Below are 16,715 nucleotides of genomic sequence, written 5' to 3'. Positions count from 1 at the left end.
CGGCCGCGCGCGGGCCGGGCCCGCGCGCCGGCGGCCGTTCGCACCGCGGCGGGTCGGTCCGCCGCGGTGCCGGTCCGGTCCGCACCGTGGTGCGGCGGGCCGGCCCGCGACCGGCTCGACCGGCCCGGGACCGGCCCGAGACCGGCTCAGCGCAGGTCCGATCGGTTCAGAGCAGCAGGGCGCGGACCGTGTCGACGGTGTCGGCGTCCTGCGGAGTCTTGTCGGGACGGTAGCGCAGCACCCGCGCGAAGCGCAGGGCCATGCCGCCCGGGTAGCGCGGAGATCGCTGCACGCCGTCGAAGGCGATCTCCACCACCAGTTCGGGGCGTAGCGGCACCACCCAGTGGTCGGCCGGCCCGTCCGCCAGCTCGAGGAAACGCTCGGTCTGCCAGGACAGCAGCTCGTCGGTCAGGCCCTTGAAGGTCTTGCCCAGCATGACGAATCGACCGGTCGCCGGGTCGCGCGCGCCCAGGTGCAGGTTGGACAGCTTTCCCTGCCGCCGCCCGTGCCCCCATTCGGCGGCCAGCACGACCAGGTCGAGGGTGTGGCGCGGCTTGACCTTGATCCAGCCGGCACCGCGCCGGCCCGCGGCGTAGGGGGTGGCCGCTGATTTGGCCACCACGCCCTCGTGGCCGCGGCGCAGAGCGTCGGCGTAGAACGCCGTGCCCTCGTCGAGATCGGCGGTGACCAGGCGGGGCGTCAGCAGCGTCTCCGGCACCGCGCCCGCCAGCGCCGCGTGCCGGTCGGCGTCCGGCAGGTCGAGCAGGTCGGCGCCGGCCACCCGCAGCGCGTCGAAGAAGAACACGCTGAGCGGGACCGACTCGCGCAGCCTGGCCACGTCGGTCTTGCTGGCCACCCGGCTCGCGGTGACCTGGAACGGCTCCGGCCGGCCGTCGGCACGCAGCGCGATCACCTCGCCGTCGAGCACGAGATCGTCGGCAGGCAGCGCCAGCACCACCTCGGCCAGCTCCGGCACCTGGGCGGTGATGTCGTCGAGGGTGCGGGTGAAGATCCGGACGTCCGGCCCGGACCGGTGCGCCTGGACCCGCACCCCGTCCAGCTTCCATTCCAGCGCGGCGGTGCCGCCCAGCTTCGCCAGGGCGGCCGCCAGGCTGGGCGCGCTCTGCGCCAGCATGGGCGACACCGGACGGCCGACCTCCAGGCGGAAGGCACGCAGGGCGTCCACCCCGCCGGTGAGCGCGGCCGAACCCACCGCGGGAAGCCAGCCGCGCAGGGTCAGCGCCCGGCGGACCTCGGCCGCCGGGACGCCGGCCGCCTTGGCGACCGCCTCGATCATGACGCCGTTGAGCGCCCCCTGGCGGAGCTCGCCGCCGAGCAGGCGCAGCAGGAACGACTGCTCCTGCCGGGTCACCGACCGGAACAGCTCGGCGAGCAGATCCTTGCGGGTGGCCTGTGACCCGGGACCGGCCTGCGCCTTGATCCGGCTGAGCAGGTCGTTCACCTGGGTGAGCGTGGCGCTGGCGATCTGCCGTGGCTCGGGCAGGTCCTGCAGCCCGCGCCAGCCGACGCCGATCTGCCGCTGGGGCAACTCGCCGGACAGGTAGGCGATGGCGATCTCGGCCTCGTCCGGATCGACCCTGCTCAGCAGTTCGGCCAGATGCCGGATCTTGGCCAGGCGGGCGGCGTCCGCCGCGACGGCGGCCGAGGTGCGTGCCAGGTCGATGAGCAACACAGACCTCATCGTGCCAGCTTCGTCACCGGCCCGCGTGCCCGAGGTGCTCGGGCCCGCGTGCGCGCGGCGCTCTGGGAAGCGCGTGCGCGGCGTTCAGGCCCGGGTGCTCGCGGCGTTCGGGCCGGTGTGCGCCAAGTGGTCAGGCCCGTTCGTGGGGCGTTCGGGCCCACGTGCGCGCGGCGCTCGGGCCCGCGTCCGGGAAATGCTCCGGCCCGGGGCGACCGGCGCGGCACGCGTGCCGATCCGGCTCCCCGGGCGCGGGTCAGCTGACGCCGAGGAGGTCGACCACGAAGATGAGCGTCTCGCCGGGCTTGATGGCGTTACCCGCGCCACGGTTCCCGTAGCCCAGGTGTGGCGGGATGGTGAGGCGACGACGGCCGCCGACGCGCATGCCGGCCACCCCCTGGTCCCAGCCGGCGATGACGCGGCCGGCGCCGAGCGGGAACTGGAAGGCGTCGCCGCGGTTCCACGAGGCATCGAACTCCTCGCCGGTGGAGAACGCGACGCCGACGTAGTGCACCTTCACCTGGTGACCGGGCTTGGCCTCCTCGCCGTCGCCCACGGTGATGTCGACGATCTCGAGGTCCTTGGGCGGCTCGCCGCCGGGGAAATCGATCTCGGGCTTCTCGAGTGCCACGTGTTCTCCTTGATATCCGATCAGCGCGGGCGCCCGGTGCCACCGCGCGCCCATGACGATCGCCGGCCCGCACGGGCCGACCGCACGACTCTACGGGGTGTCACCGGCCACCGGTCCCGCAGGGCGAGATCCCGCGCGGCAGGCGGACGTCGTCTCAGCCGGTGCGGTCCTCGGTGTCCGCCGAGCGACCGGTACGGCCCTCGCCGGTCGTGGCGGGCTCGTCACCGGACGTGCGGGGCGCCGGTACCGCCGGCTCGTCCTCGGCCGGCGCGGGGTCCGGCGTGACGGCTCCGCCGCGGGTCTCGCCGGGCTCGGCGGCGGGGCCGGTGGCCCGGGGAGCCGTGCCGGAGCCGGTGACCGCGGGAGCGGCCCCACCGAGGCCGGCGGCCGGGGGAGCGGGCTCTTCCGCGCCGGCGGCCGGGGGAGCGGGCTCCTCCCCGCCGGCGACCGACCGGTCCGGCCGGGCCGCCGCGCCGCTCGCGGACCCGGGGGTGCCGGCCGGAGCGCCGCCGGAGACGCCGGACGGGGCGGCGGTGGCTGAGGTGGCGGTGGCGCGGCGCACCGAGGACATGGGGATGGCCACGGTGGCCTCCTCCACCTTCTCACCGGTGCCGGGGACCCGGCCGGCCGGGCCGACCTCGTCCAGGGTGGCCCCCGGCGGATCGGCGTCCTCGAACGCGCGGTCCTTCCCGGCGGGCACGGGCTTGGCCGGGTCCGGGCCGGTGGACGTGGCTTCCGGGTGGGCGGAGCCGGCGATGTCCAGCGCGCCGGCGTCCGGACGGGCCGGGATGCCGGCCTCCGGGTGGGTGGGGCCGGCGGTGTCCGGGGCGTCGGCGTCCGGGCGACGGGCCGGGCCGGCGGTGTCCGAACCCGCCGGGAGAGCGGCGTCGGGCTGGGCGGAGCCGGAGGTGTCCAGGGCGTCGGCGTCCAGGTGGGCCGGGCCGGTGGCCCGCGGCGTCGCGGGCGCAGGGGCGGCCTCGGGGGCGGCGGAGCCCGGGACGGCGGACTGCGGGGCGGTGTCCGGGGGGTCCAGGCGCGGCGCGGTGGCGGCGGCGGCGATGGCGGCGTCCCGGGCCGCGGTGGAATCGGGATCGGCGGGCCCGGGGCCGGCACCGGTGGTGCCGGTCGTGCCGCCCGCCTCCGGGCCGCCGGGCCGGGTGGGCAGCGGGCCGCCGGACGGCGGACGCGGGACGACCACCGTGTCGGCCGGCCGCTGGCCGCCCTCCAGCACGGCCACCGCCTCCTGGAAGGCGCCCGCCGGGACCAGCACGTCGTAGCGCCCGGCCACGATGGCGCTGCGCGAGCTGAAATCGCGGGTGCCGCCCTTGAACGCGTGCCCGGCGAACCCGAACCCGGCGCCCATCACCGCGCCCCACAGCCCCGCCCACACGACCAGTGCGAAGAACGACGCGGTGGTGGAGGTGAACAGCCCGAGGAAGGCGCCGACGATCAGGCCGAAGACGCCGCCGCTGATCGCCCCGGACAGCGCGGCCCGCGGGTTGGTGAGGCGCCCGGTGACGGTCTCCTCCATGCGCAGGTCGCTGCCCACGATGGCGACGTTCTGCACCGGGTATCCGGAGTCGGAGAGGGTGTCGACGGCGCGCTGGGCGGCCGGGTAGTTGTCATAGCTGACCAGGAGCCGCCGGTCGACCGGCGGGGCGGGGGTCCGCCCGGGTGACGAATCGAGCATGGTGATGTCGCCTCCGCGGCTAGAAGGGGGGTGTCGCCTGCAGCGACCGGCTACCCGGCGGAGGCGGGTTCTCACCAGCTTTGGTGGACGGGCATGCCCTCGGAGTACCCCGACGCGCTCTGCACGCCGATGACGGCCCGCTCATGGAACTCGGCGAGGGTTCCGGCGCCCGCGTAGGTGAACGATGACCGAAGGCCGGCGACGATCGCGTCCACCTGGTCCTCCACGCTGGGCCGGGCCGGGTCCAGGTACATGCGCGAGGTGGAGATGCCCTCCTCGAACAGGCTCTTGCGGGCCCGGTCGAAGGGGGTGTCCTCGGCGGTGCGCAGCCGGACCGCCCGGGCGGACGCCATGCCGAAGTTCTCCTTGTAGCGGCGGCCGTCGGCGTCGGTGCGGGCGTCGCCGGGCGACTCGTAGGTGCCGGCGAACCACGATCCGATCATCACGTTGGACGCGCCGGCGGCCAGGGCGAGCGCCACGTCGCGCGGGTGCCGCACCCCGCCGTCGGCCCACACGTGCCGCCCGAGGCGGTGGGCCTCGGCGGCGCACTCCAGGACGGCGGAGAACTGGGGGCGGCCGACACCGGTCATCATCCGGGTGGTGCACATCGCGCCGGGGCCGACACCGACCTTGATGATGTCGGCGCCCGCGGCGACCAGGTCGCGTACGCCCTCGGCGGTGACGACGTTGCCCGCGGCGACCGGCACGCCCGGGTCCAGGGCCCGCACGGCGGCCAGCGCCGAGAGCATCTTCTCCTGGTGGCCGTGCGCGGTGTCCACGACCAGGCAGTCGGCGCCCGCGTCGAGCAGTTCGGCGGCCTTGGCGCCGACGTCGCCGTTGATGCCCACCGCGGCGGCCACCCGCAGCCGGCCGCGGCCGTCCACGGCCGGCTGGTACAGGGTCGCCCGCAGCGCACCGGTCCGGGTGAGGATGCCGACCAGCCGGCCCGCGGCGTCGACGACCGGTGCCAGCCGGTGCCGGCCGGCGTGCAGCATGTCGAACGCCCGCCTGGGCTCGGTGCCGGCCGGGATGGTCAGCGGCGACACCGACATGACCTGGTCGAGCTGGGTGAACATGTCGACGCCCTGGCAGTCGGCCTCGGTGACCACGCCGATCGGCCGGCCTTCCCCGTCGACCACGATGACCGCGCCGTGCGCCCGCTTGGGCAGCAGGTGCAGGGCCTCGCCGACCGTCTCGTGCGGGGCGAGGGTGATCGGGGTGTCGTGCACCAGGTCGCGTCCCTTGACCCAGTCGATCACCTCGGCGACCACGTCGATCGGGATGTCCTGCGGGATGACGGCGACGCCGCCCCGCCGGGCGATCGTCTCGGCCATCCGGCGGCCGGCGACGGCGGTCATATTGGCCACGACGATCGGGATGGTGGTGCCCGTGCCGTCGTGGGAGCCCAGGTCGACGTCGAGCCGCGACCCCACCGCGGACCGGGCCGGAACCATGAAGACGTCGCTGTAGGTCAGGTCGTAGATCGGAGCCCGATCGTTCAGGAATCGCACGTTGTCCCAGCCTATGCCATTCATGCGGGAGAATGGCATCCCCCACCTCGACCCGGGTTCCGTCCCGGGTGGGCGCGGCCGTCACCTCTGCTTCGTTGATCGGACACCGCCCGGCCGGTGCCGATACATTGACCGCGCGATCGGGGTGGCCCTGGATTGGAGGCGCGATGTTCATCGTGGATCGACCGGAGTTGCTCGTCGTCGGCTACGCCGTGCGGACGACCGACGCGGCGGAGGCCGACCCCGCCCGGGCGCAGTCGCCGGCGTTGTGGGCGCGGGCCGGCGCCCCGGGGGCGTTCGCCCACGTGCCGGGCCGGGTGGGGGAGGACCTGTACGCGGTGCTGGCCGACTACGAGAGCGACCACCAGGGCGCCTACACGAAGATCGTCGGGGTGGCCGTCCGGACGCTGCCCCGGCTGCCCGAGGGCATGGTGGCGGTGCGGGTGCCCGGCGTGCCGTCGCTCAAGGTGGAGGCGCACGGACCGGCGCCGCTGGCGCTGGCCGAGGCGTGGCGGCAGGTGTGGCGGCACGCCGAGGGCGGCGGGACGCCGGCCCGCGCCTTCACCACCGACCTGGAGGTGCACCATCCGGACGGGGTGGACCTGTACGTGGCGGTGCTGCCGCACCACGTCGCGGCGCCGGTGGCCGACGGCCACAGCGAGACGGCCGGCCGGGTGGCGCCCTAGCCGGCCGCCGCCCGGTCGCCGGCCAGCCACAGGTCGGGCCCGAACACCTCGTAGTGGACGTCCCGCGCCGGGACGCCCCGGTCGAGCAGGCCGGCGCGCACCGACCGCATGAACGGCAGCGGGCCGCACAGGCAGGCGGTGACATTCGCGGGCAGTTCGACGCCGGCCAGGTCCATCAGGCCGGTCCGGTGGCCCGTTCCGGCGCCGGGCTCCTCGTACCAGAGGTGCAGGCCGGCGCCGGGCAGCGCGGCGACCAGGTGGGCGAGCTCGGCGCGGTGCGGGTGCCGGGCGGGCGAGCGGTCGGCGTGTGCGACGATCACCTGGCGGGTCGAGCCGGTGGCCGCCAGATGGTCCACCATGGCCAGGATGGGCGTGACGCCGATGCCCGCCGAGGCGAGCAACAGCGGTCCCTCGCCGGGCGGCAGGGTCAGGTCGCCGAAGGGGGCCGAGACGGTGAGCGTGTCGCCGGGGACGACATGGTCGTGCAGCCAGGCGGAGACCTCGCCGGCCGGGGTGGGGCCGCCGGGCAGCCGCTTGACCGAGATGCGCCAGTCGCCGCGCTCGGGGGCGCGGGACAGGCTGTACTGGCGGATCTGCCGGGCGCCGTCCGGCAGGGGCACCTGCACGCTGATGTACTGGCCGGGGCGGAAGTGCACCGGCCCGCCCTGCGGGCGCAGCAGCAGGGAGACGACCTCGTCGGTCTCGGCGTGCCGCGCGACCACCGTGGCGCGCAGGGGCTCGCGGCCGGCCCGGGCGTACAGGTCGGCCTCCACGGCGATCAGCGACTCGGCCATGTGCCAGTAGACCTCGTCCCAGGCGGCGGCGATCTCCGGGGTGAGCGCGTCCCCGAGGACCTCGGCGATGGCGGCGAACAGGTACTTGTGCACCAGGTCGTACTGGTCGGGGCGGATGCCCAGGGAGGCGTGCTTGTGCGCGATGCGCGACAGCAGGGTCTCCGGGCGTTCGCCGTTCACCAGCATTCCCGCGTAGGCCGCGATCGAGCCGGCCAGCGCCTTGCGCTGCGTGCCGGCGGCCTGGTTCCCGCGGTTGAACAGGTCGCGGAGCAGTTCGGGGTTGTCGGCGAACATGCCCTGGTAGAAGCGGGTGGCGATCTCCTCGATCGCCGCCCCCACCACCGGCAGGGTGGCGCGGACCAGTTCGGCGGATTCACGGGTCAGCATCACGTGGCTCCTTTAATTGGTATTTGATCTTCATATTTAACGGCGAACGGAACCCGAACCGGGCGCGGGGGATCTCAGGGCGGAGACGGGCGCAGGCTGAGCAGCACCGGCGCCGCCGGCGAGGCGGCCAGCTCGGCGACCGTCAGCGGATCGAGCGCCGCGTAGAAGGCCCGCTGGGCCTCGCGCAGCGCGCCGCGCAGCCGGCAGGCCGCGCGCAGCGGGCAGGGGACCTCGCCCTCGCAGGTGACGACCTCCTCCTCGCCCTCCAGCTCGCGGACCAGCCAGCCGACCGACGCCGTGCGGCCGAAGGCAGTGAGCGCCAGGCCGCCGCCCCGCCCGCGGCGGGTCTCCACCACGCCGAGGTGCTGCAGCCGGGTGATGGCCTTGGCGGTGTGGGTGTAGGGGATCCGCATCGCCTCGGCCACCCCTCGGGTGGTCAGGGGCTCGCCGCCCGCCACGACCGCCAGGCGCATGGTCACCCGGAGCGCCAGATCGGTGAACTTCGTCAGCCGCACGCTCTGACGGTAGCAAACACGAATGTCAGAATCGGATTAACCTGAGGTGAGTTCGATCACAGCCGGCTCAGGCCAGCACGCCGGCCGCGCGCAGCGCCCCGGCCCGCTCGGCCGGCAGGCCCCAGGCCGACAGATCGTCCAGCCGGGTCGCCGGTGCCAGGCCGCCGCGTCCGGCGCCGAGCAGCCGGGGCGCCGGCACCGGCTGGACCACCCCGGCCACCTCGGTGAACGTCCCGCGCGCCGCGTTGTGCGGGTGGCGGGCGGCCTCGTCCATGCCGAGCACCGGCGACACACAGGCGTCGGAGCCCTCGAAGATCTGCTCCCACTCCGCCCGGGTACGCGACCGGAAGGCCGCGGCCAGCCGCTCGCGGATCTCCGGCCAGTTGGCCCGGTCGTCGCGGTCGGGCAGGTCGGTGAGCCCGGTGCGCGCGACCAGCTCGGCCCAGAAGGCCGGCTCCAGCGCGCCGACCGCGACGTACCCGCCGTCGGCGGTCTGGTAGGTGTCGTACATCGGTGCCCCGGTGTCCAGCAGGTTGGTGCCGCGCGGGCCCCAGAACCCCGACTGCGCCCCCTGGTAGAACATGGCGAACAGCAGGGCGGCGCCGTCCACCATCGCCGCGTCGATCACCCGGCCGCGGCCGGTGCGCTGCCGCTCCAGCAGGGCCAGCAGCACGCCGTAGGCGAGCATCAGGCCGCCGCCGGCGAAGTCGCCGACGATGTTGATCGGCGGGGTCGGCTTCTCGCCCGCCCGGCCCAGCATCGACAGCACGCCGGCCACCGCGATGTAGTCGATGTCATGGCCGGCCGCCCCGGCCAGCGGGCCGTCCTGGCCCCAGCCGGTCATCCGGCCGTAGATCAGCCGTTCGTTGACGGCGTGCAGGTCGGCCGGGCCGATGCCGAGCCGTTCGGCCACCCCGGGCCGGAACACCTCGATCACCACGTCGGCCGCCGCGGCCAGCTCCTTGAACGCCGCGACGCCCTCGGCGGACTTCAGATCCAGGCCGATGGTGCGCTTGCCGCGGTCCATGACGCCCGCGTGCGCCCGGTCGCCGGCCCGCGCCACCGCGGCCACCCGGTCCACCCTCAGCACCTCGGCCCCGTGGTCGGCCAGCATCATGCCGGCGAACGGCCCGGGCGCCAGCCCGGCCAGCTCCAGCACCCGGACGCCGGCCAGCGGCCCGTCCCCGGCCGCCGCCGCGGTGCCGGCCGCGACGTCCGGCTCCTGGTCGCCGTGCTGGCTCATCGGTGCCTCCCTCAGGTGCGCCGGCCGCCATGTCCCGGATGTCCGGCGGCCCTCCCGCCGGCGCCGGGACGGCCGGCGGGCCGGGCGGCCGCCGCGGCCCTTGGGGAACGCTAACCCGCCTGGATCGGCGGTTGGCAGGGGGGTCCCGAGTTTGCGCCGCTTTAACGTGTCTACTCTGGTCGGTGGTCAACACAGGAGATAGCGTTCTAGCGTCGATCCCCGTCCGGACTTCACAGGGGTGGTGGCATGCCAGATAGCCCAGGCAGCGAGGGTGGGGCGACCGCCCGGATGGCGGCACACCGCCAGGCCGTCCAGCAGATCAGGGAGTCGTACACGGCCCTTCCGCCAGGCGCCTCCCCGCGGCTGGCGAAGCAGACGACCAACCTGTTCCGGTTCCGCGAGGGCGGCCGCACCGCGCGGCTGTCGGCGCGCGACCTGGACCAGGTGATATCCGTCGACCCGCGGGCCCGCACCGCCGAGGTCCAGGGCATGACCACCTACGAGCACCTGGTGGACGCCACCCTGCCGCACGGGCTGATGCCGTACGTCGTACCGCAGCTCAAGACGATCACCCTCGGCGGCGCGGTGACCGGCCTCGGCATCGAGTCCTCCAGCTTCCGGCACGGCCTGCCCCACGAGTCGGTCGAGGAGATGGAGATCCTCACCGGCGACGGCCGGGTGCTGGTCGCGCGGGCCGACAACGAGCACCGCGACCTGTTCGAGGCGTTCCCCAACTCCTACGGCACGCTCGGGTACGCGCTGCGGCTGCGCATCCGGCTGCTGCCGGTCAAGCCGTACGTGCGCCTGACGCACGTCCCGTTCTCCGACGCCGGCAAGTGCATGCTGGCCATGCAGGAGATCTGCGACACCGAGGAACACGACGGCGAACCCGTCGACTTCGTGGACGGCACGTTCTTCGGGCCGGGCGAGATGTACCTGACCATCGGCCGCTTCGCCGACCGGGCGCCGTACACCTCCGACTACACCGGGATGCGCATCTACTACCAGTCGATCCGCTCCCGCTCCCGCGACTGGCTCACCGTCCGCGACTACCTGTGGCGCTGGGACACCGACTGGTTCTGGTGCTCGCGCGCCTTCGGGGTGCAGCGGCCGCTGGTCCGGTCGCTGGTGCCGCGCCGCTGGCTGCGCTCGGACGTCTACCGCAGGCTCGTCGGCCTGGACCAGCGGTACGGCCTGACCGCGCGGGTGGACCGCTGGCGGGACAACCCCGTTCAGGAGTCGGTCATCCAGGACGTCGAGGTGCCGGTGGAACGCGGCGCCGACTTCCTGGAGTTCTTCCACGGCAAGGTGGGAATGACGCCGGTGTGGATGTGCCCGCTGCGCGCCGGCGGCTCGTGGCCGATGTACCCCCTGGAGCCGGGCCGGTTGTACGTGAACTTCGGGTTCTGGGGCATGGTGGCGCTGCCGCGCGGGCGGTCCGACGGCTACCACAACAGGTTGATCGAGCACACCGTGCACGAACTCGGCGGACACAAGTCCCTGTATTCCACATCGTTCTACCCCCGTGAGGAGTTCTGGCGTCTGTACAACGGCGACGCCTACTGGCCGGTCAAGCGGGCCTACGACCCGCAGGGACGGCTGCTCGACCTCTACGACAAGTGCGTCCGGGGGCGTTGAGGAGGTTGGTTCGATGACACTCGCCCAGATCTTCGAGAAGGTCGTGGGGCCGGAGGCGAACGTGCGGTTCGCCGCGTACGACGGCAGCAAGTCGGGCCCGGCGGGCGCGCCGGTCCTGATCGAGGTGAAATCGCCGATCGCACTGGCCTACCTGGCGCAGGCGCCGGGCGAGATGGGGCTGGCCCGCGCCTACGTCGCCGGTCACCTCGACGTGCACGGCGACATGTACACGCTGCTGTCGGAGATGGCCCGGGTCACCCTGCACGACCTGCCGCTGAAGGAGAAGGCGTCGGTCGCCCGCGCGCTCGGTGTCAAGCCGCTGCTGATGCGGGTGCCGCCGCCCCCGCAGGAGGTGCGGCACAGCGCCCTCGCGCGGCTCGGCAGCCGGCACGCCAAGCAGCGCGACGCCGAGGCGATCCACCACCACTACGACGTCTCCAACCGCTTCTACGAGTGGGTGCTCGGCCCGTCGATGGCCTACACCTGCGCGGTCTTCCCCGAGGAGGGGGCGACGCTGGAGGAGGCGCAGTACGCCAAGTTCGACCTGGTGGCCCGCAAGCTCGGGCTGAAGCCGGGCATGCGCCTGCTGGACGTCGGCTGCGGCTGGGGCGGCATGGTCGTCCACGCCGCGCGCGAGTACGGCGTCAAGGTGCTCGGGGTCACCCTGTCGCGCCAGCAGGCCGAGTGGGCGCAGAAGGCCATCGCCGAGGCGGGCCTGACGGAGCTGGCCGAGGTGCGGCACCTGGACTACCGCGACGTGACCGAGGGAGACTTCGACGCGGTCAGCTCCATCGGCCTCACCGAGCACATCGGCAAGGACCAGCTGCCCGGGTACTTCGGCTTCCTGTACGGCAAGCTCCGCCCGGGCGGCCGGCTGCTGAACCACTGCATCACCCGGCCCACCGGCGTCGAGAAGACCTTCAACAAGAAGGGGTTCATCAACCGGTACGTCTTCCCCGACGGCGAGCTGGAGTCGGTCGGCCTGCTCATCCGCGAGATGGAGGACCTCGGCTTCGAGATCCGGCACGAGGAGAACCTGCGCGAGCACTACGCCAGGACGCTGGAGAAGTGGTGCGCCAACCTGGACGCGCACTGGGACGAGGCCGTCGCCGAGGTCGGCCAGGGCACCGCGCGCGTGTGGCGCCTGTACATGGCCGGCTGCGTCGTCGGCTTCGAGCGCAACAAGGTGCAGCTGCACCAGATCCTCGGCGTCAAGCTGGGCGAGCGCGGCGAGTCCGGCGTGCCGCTGCGGCCGTCCCGCGACTGGCCCTGAGCCCGCCCCGTCCCGGCCGGACCCCGGCCGGGACGGGCCTGCCGGGACAGGCCCCTGCCCGGCGCGGCGGCGGCCGCTCAGCGCAGCTCGCGCTTGAGGATCTTGCCGCTGGCCGTCATCGGGAAGCCGTCGCGGAACTCGACCACGCGCGGGTACTTGAAGGCGGCCATCGCGTCGCGGCACCACGCCACCAGCTCCGGCTCGGTGACGGTCGCGCCGGGGGTGCGGATGACGTACGCCTTGACCTCCTCGCCGAGCGACTCGTGCGGCACGCCGACGACCGCGGCCAGCGACACCGCCTCGTGGGTCATCAGCACCTCCTCGACCTCCCGCGGGTACACGTTGAACCCGCCACGGATGATCATGTCCTTGGCGCGGTCGACGATGGAGTAGTAGCCGTCGGCGTCCCGGGTGGCGATGTCGCCGGTGCGGAACCAGCCGTCCCGCATCACCTCGGCGGTGGCCTCCGGACGCCCGCGGTACCCCTTCATGATGTTGTGGCCGCGGATCGCGATCTCGCCCGGCCCCTCGCCGGGCACGGTCTTCCAGTCCGCGTCGACCAGCCGCATCTCCACGCCCCAGATCGGCGTGCCGACGGTGCCGGCCTTGGTGGGGCGGCCCGGCTGGTTGAAGCTGGCCACCGGGGAGGTCTCCGACAGGCCATAGCCCTCCAGGACGGTCACCCCGAACGTCCGCTCCACGTCCTTGAGCACCTCCACCGGCAGTGACGCGCCGCCGGACACCGCGGTGCGCAGCGTCGGCGGCACCTCGCCGCCGGCGCGCACCGCGGTCAGCAGGGCCCAGTACATCGTCGGCACCCCGGCGAACAGGGTCACCTTCTCCTGCCGCATCAGCGCCAGCGCGGCGCCGGGCTCGAACCGCGGCACCAGCGCCAGCGCGGCCCGCCGCCGGAACCCCACATTCATGATCACTGTCTGCCCGAAGGAGTGGAACAGCGGCAGCGTCGCCAGGAAGACGTCCTCGCCGGCCCGGGGGAACATCTCGTCGGAGACGATCGCGTTCATCAGCATGTTCTGGTGGCTCAGCTCGGCCCCCTTGGGCCGCCCGGTGGTGCCGCTGGTGTAGAGGATGACCGCGGTGTCGTCGGGGCCGGTGCGCGCCGTCTCGAACTCGCCGGGCCGGCCGGCCAGCGCCGCCCACAGCGTCGGCACTCCTTCGATGCCCGACTCGGTGGCCATCGGCGTGGCGGGCAGCAGGAAGAACCCGTCGGTGCCGCCGGTCGCCTCCCGGAAGCCGGCCAGCCCGCGCTCGCCGAGCGGCAGGTCGGCGGTGCCCTCGAAGCAGAACAGCGTCGTCGCCCCCGAGTCGCGCAGGTGGTAGGCGATCTCCTGCGGCTGCAGCAGCACGTTGAGCGGCACCACGGCGGCGCCCGCCTTGAGGATGCCGTAGTAGACGAACGGGAAGTACGGCAGGTTCGGGCAGGCCAGCGCCACCGTGTCACCGCGGCCGATGCCCTGGGAGGCCAGCAGGTGCGCCACCTGGCAGGCGAGCGAGTCCACCAGGGCGTAGGACATGCGCAGATCGCCGAGCACCAGCGCGGTCCGGTCCGGGCACTCTCGGGCACTGTCCTCCAGGACGACCGACAGGTTGAGCATGGTGGTTCCTCCCTCACTGCGCCCGCCGGCGGCGGTCCCCCCATCATGGCCACCGTTGGCTACTAATCGGTAACAAGCGTGGACGGCGCGCGACGATCGGCGTAAGTACGTGACAGAGTGCTGACCTGCTCGCGGAGGCGCAATGCAATACGACTACGTCATCGTCGGAGCCGGCTCGTCGGGCTGCGTGCTCGCCGCCCGGCTGTCGGCCGATCCTTCGGTGAAGGTCCTGCTGCTGGAGGCCGGCGGCGCCGACCGGAAGCTGGAGGTCCGCGTTCCCGCCGCCTTCACCAAGCTGTTCAAGACCCGGTTCGACTGGGACCACCACACCGTCGGGCAGCCGGAGATGGCCGGGCGGGAGATGTACTGGCCGCGCGGCAAGGCCCTCGGCGGCTGCTCGACCATCAACGCGCAGATGTGGGTGCGCGGGCACCGGGCCGACTACGACGGCTGGAACCTGCCCGGCTGGTCGTACGAGGAGGTCCTGCCGTACTTCCGGCGCGCCGAGCGGCGGGCGGGCTCCAACCACGGCGGCGTGTACGGCACCGACGGGCCGATCCACATCTCCGAGCTGCGCACCCCGAACGTCGCCACCGCGGCGTTCCTGCGCGCCTGCGAGGAGGTCGGCATCGCCCGGCTGCCGGAGCTGAACGGACCGTCCAACGAGGGGTGCGCGCAGACCCCGGTCACCCAGGACCGCGGCCGCCGGTGGAGCGCGGCCGACGCCTACCTGCGGCCCGCGATGTCCCGGCCCAACCTGACGGTGCTCACCGCGGCGCACGCGCGCCGGATCCTGCTGGACGAGGACGGCCGGGCCACCGGCGTCGAGTTCGGCGCCGGCCGGCGGGCGACCGCGTCGCGCGAGGTGATCGTCTCGGCCGGGACGATCGGCTCGCCGCGCCTGCTGATGCTGTCGGGCATCGGCGACCCCGGCGAGCTGCGGGCCGCCGGGGTGACGCCGCGCCACGAGCTGCCGGGCGTCGGCCGCAACCTGTCGGACCACCTGGCCTCGGCGGTGATGATGCGCTGCCCGCGGCCGATCACCCTGGCCGGCGCCGAGACGGTGGGCAACCTCGCCCGCTTCCTGGTCGGCCGGCGCGGCATGCTCACCTCCAACATCGGGGAGGCGGTGGCGTTCCTCCGGACCACCCCGGAGGAGCCGGCCCCCGACATCGAGCTGATCTTCGCACCCGTCCCGTTCGCCGACCATGGGCTGACCAGGCCCGCCGGGCACGGGCTGTCGATCGGGGTGATCCTGCTACGGCCGGAGAGCCGGGGCCGGGTCACCCTGGACGGCGAGGACGTCGCCATCGACCCGGCGTACCTCACGGCCGGCGCGGACCTGCGGCGGATGCTGGCCGGGCTGAAGAAGGCCCGGGAGGTGTTCGCCGCCGCCGCGCTGCGGCCCTACACCGACGGCCCGATGGCCCCCTACGCGGGCGAGGAGAGCGACGAGGAGCTGGCCCGCTTCACCCGCGAGCACGGCGAGACCCTCTACCACCCGGTGGGCACCTGCCGGATGGGCGTGGACGACGACGCGGTGGTCGACCCCTCGCTGCGCGTCATCGGGGTGCCCGGACTGCGGGTGGTGGACGCCTCGGTCATGCCGGCCCTCAACCGCGGGCACACGCACGCCCCGGCCATCATGATCGCGGAACGGGCGGCCGACCTCATCCGGGCGTCTTGACGCCGGCCGCCGCTTCCTCGAAACATTGACGTCGGAGGTGCGTCCGGATGGCGGCTGGTGGCGTGGCGGACATCGACCTGTCGTACATCCCCTTCTGGGGGCTGCCGAGGGAGCGCCGGGAGGACGCCTTCCGGCGGCTGCGCGAGCTGGACCGGCCGGTGTTCACCCGGGAGAACCCCATCCCGTTCATCGGCCACGGCGCCGGTTACTACGCGCTGGTCCGGCACGCCGACGTCGTCGAGGCCAGCCGCAACCCGGCGGTGTTCAGCAGCGAGCCGGCCGCCAACAGCATCCCCGACCTGCCGCGCTGGATGGCCGTCTACTTCGGCTCGATGATCAACATGGACGATCCCCGCCATGCCCGGCTGCGCCGGATCGTCTCGCGCGCCTTCACCCCCAAGGTGCTCGCCAAGATGGAGGAGGACCTGGCCCGGGCGGCTCGCGAGATCGTCGACCGGGCGGTCGAGGAGGGGCCCGGCGACTTCGTGCCGCAGATCGCCGCCCGGCTGCCGGTACGCGTCATCTGCGACATGATGGGCATCCCGCCCGGCGCGCACGACGCGGTGCTGCACGACACCAACGTCATCCTCGGCAACGCCGACGCCGAGTACACCGGCATCCGGCCCGACATCTCCCGGCTGAACGTCGCCCGCGGCCTGGCCCGGCTGCTGCGCGCCGGGCACCGGCTGAGCGGCCTGGCCCAGCGGCTCGGCCGCGAGCGCCGCCGGCGGCCCACCGGTGACCTGACCAGCCTGCTGGTCAACGGCGAGGAGCACCTGAGCCCGCAGGAGCTCGGCTCGTTCTTCATCCTGCTGGTGGTGGCCGGCAGCGAGACCACCCGCAACGCCATCGCGCACGGCCTGAAGCTGTTCACCGACCACCCCGCGCAGCGCGCGCTGCTGCTGGAGGATTTCGAGAAGTACGTCCCCGGCGCGGTGGAGGAGATCGTCCGCTTCAGCACCCCGGTGATCCAGTTCCGCCGCACCCTGACCCGCGACCACGTGCTGGGCGGGCAGGAGTACCGGGCCGGCGACAAGGTGCTGCTGTTCTACAACTCGGCCAACCGCGACGAGGCGGTGTTCACCGACCCGGACGTCTTCGACATCACCCGCAGCCCCAACCCGCACGTCGGGTTCGGCGGGCCCGGGCCGCACTACTGCCTGGGCGCCCACCTGGCCCGGCGGGAGGTGACGGTCATGTTCCGCGAGCTGTTCACCCGGATGCCGGGCATCCGCGCGGCCGGCGAACCCGATTATCTACTGTCCAATTTCATCAACGGCATCAAGCACCTCGATTACCGGACGGGCTGATCCGGCGCCACGATCCGGCGGCCCGGTTTGACGTA

The 16,715-nt window shown here is 73.7% G+C and carries 13 protein-coding genes; 5 read left to right on the top strand and 8 right to left on the bottom strand.

Features of this window, described 5'->3' with window-relative positions; genetic code table 11:
• Nucleotides 1-166: 166 nt before the first annotated feature.
• The 4 genes from Sru01_RS24380 to Sru01_RS24365 form a co-directional block, all read right to left on the bottom strand.
• The gene (locus Sru01_RS24380; RefSeq protein WP_239137699.1) at nt 167-1,702 is read right to left on the bottom strand and encodes an ATP-dependent DNA ligase; all 1,536 of its coding nucleotides are present in this window, start codon (nt 1,700-1,702) and stop codon (nt 167-169) included.
• Nucleotides 1,703-1,955: 253 nt separating this feature from the next.
• Nucleotides 1,956-2,330, bottom strand: coding sequence for an FKBP-type peptidyl-prolyl cis-trans isomerase (locus tag Sru01_RS24375; RefSeq protein WP_275412209.1), 375 nt, complete (start codon nt 2,328-2,330; stop codon nt 1,956-1,958).
• Between the two features lie 154 nt (nt 2,331-2,484).
• Complete coding sequence (locus Sru01_RS24370; RefSeq protein ID WP_203990122.1) at nt 2,485-4,020, bottom strand: general stress protein; 1,536 nt, start codon at nt 4,018-4,020, stop codon at nt 2,485-2,487.
• A 71-nt stretch (nt 4,021-4,091) separates the two neighbouring features.
• Nucleotides 4,092-5,531: a GuaB1 family IMP dehydrogenase-related protein gene (locus Sru01_RS24365; RefSeq protein ID WP_203990121.1), complete on the bottom strand. Its 1,440-nt coding sequence runs from the start codon at nt 5,529-5,531 to the stop codon at nt 4,092-4,094.
• A gap of 167 nt (nt 5,532-5,698) precedes the next feature.
• On the opposite strand from Sru01_RS24365, the gene Sru01_RS24360 reads away from it, so the two are divergent.
• Nucleotides 5,699-6,217, top strand: coding sequence for a GyrI-like domain-containing protein (locus Sru01_RS24360; RefSeq protein ID WP_203990120.1), 519 nt, complete (start codon nt 5,699-5,701; stop codon nt 6,215-6,217).
• Here the strand turns inward: Sru01_RS24360 and Sru01_RS24355 are convergent.
• From Sru01_RS24355 to Sru01_RS24345, 3 genes are all read right to left on the bottom strand, one after another.
• Nucleotides 6,214-7,398 (bottom strand): globin domain-containing protein, encoded by a 1,185-nt coding sequence (locus tag Sru01_RS24355; RefSeq protein ID WP_203990119.1) that lies wholly within the window; start codon nt 7,396-7,398, stop codon nt 6,214-6,216. The genes Sru01_RS24360 and Sru01_RS24355 overlap by 4 nt on opposite strands.
• A gap of 74 nt (nt 7,399-7,472) precedes the next feature.
• Nucleotides 7,473-7,913 (bottom strand): RrF2 family transcriptional regulator, encoded by a 441-nt coding sequence (locus Sru01_RS24350; protein WP_203990118.1) that lies wholly within the window; start codon nt 7,911-7,913, stop codon nt 7,473-7,475.
• 67 nt (nt 7,914-7,980) lie between these two features.
• On the bottom strand, nt 7,981-9,156 hold the full coding sequence (locus Sru01_RS24345; RefSeq protein WP_203990117.1) for a CaiB/BaiF CoA transferase family protein: 1,176 nt from the start codon (nt 9,154-9,156) through the stop codon (nt 7,981-7,983).
• Between the two features lie 246 nt (nt 9,157-9,402).
• On the opposite strand from Sru01_RS24345, the gene Sru01_RS24340 reads away from it, so the two are divergent.
• Complete coding sequence (locus Sru01_RS24340; protein WP_239137698.1) at nt 9,403-10,794, top strand: FAD-binding oxidoreductase; 1,392 nt, start codon at nt 9,403-9,405, stop codon at nt 10,792-10,794.
• Between the two features lie 13 nt (nt 10,795-10,807).
• On the top strand, nt 10,808-12,067 hold the full coding sequence (locus Sru01_RS24335; protein ID WP_203990116.1) for a class I SAM-dependent methyltransferase: 1,260 nt from the start codon (nt 10,808-10,810) through the stop codon (nt 12,065-12,067).
• 77 nt (nt 12,068-12,144) lie between these two features.
• Here the strand turns inward: Sru01_RS24335 and Sru01_RS24330 are convergent, their stop codons facing one another.
• Nucleotides 12,145-13,683: a long-chain-fatty-acid--CoA ligase gene (locus Sru01_RS24330; protein ID WP_203990115.1), complete on the bottom strand. Its 1,539-nt coding sequence runs from the start codon at nt 13,681-13,683 to the stop codon at nt 12,145-12,147.
• A gap of 142 nt (nt 13,684-13,825) precedes the next feature.
• Between Sru01_RS24330 and Sru01_RS24325 the strand changes: the two genes are divergently transcribed.
• Nucleotides 13,826-15,370 (top strand): GMC family oxidoreductase, encoded by a 1,545-nt coding sequence (locus tag Sru01_RS24325; protein ID WP_203990113.1) that lies wholly within the window; start codon nt 13,826-13,828, stop codon nt 15,368-15,370.
• A 47-nt stretch (nt 15,371-15,417) separates the two neighbouring features.
• Nucleotides 15,418-16,680: a cytochrome P450 gene (locus Sru01_RS24320; RefSeq protein WP_203990111.1), complete on the top strand. Its 1,263-nt coding sequence runs from the start codon at nt 15,418-15,420 to the stop codon at nt 16,678-16,680.
• The last annotated feature ends 35 nt before the right edge of the window (nt 16,681-16,715 follow it).

This window comes from Sphaerisporangium rufum, assembly GCF_016863395.1.
GTDB classification, from domain to species: Bacteria; Actinomycetota; Actinomycetes; order Streptosporangiales; family Streptosporangiaceae; genus Sphaerisporangium; species Sphaerisporangium rufum.
Note: the sequence above shows the minus strand (reverse complement) of the source record. Positions and strands in the feature narration are given on the sequence as shown.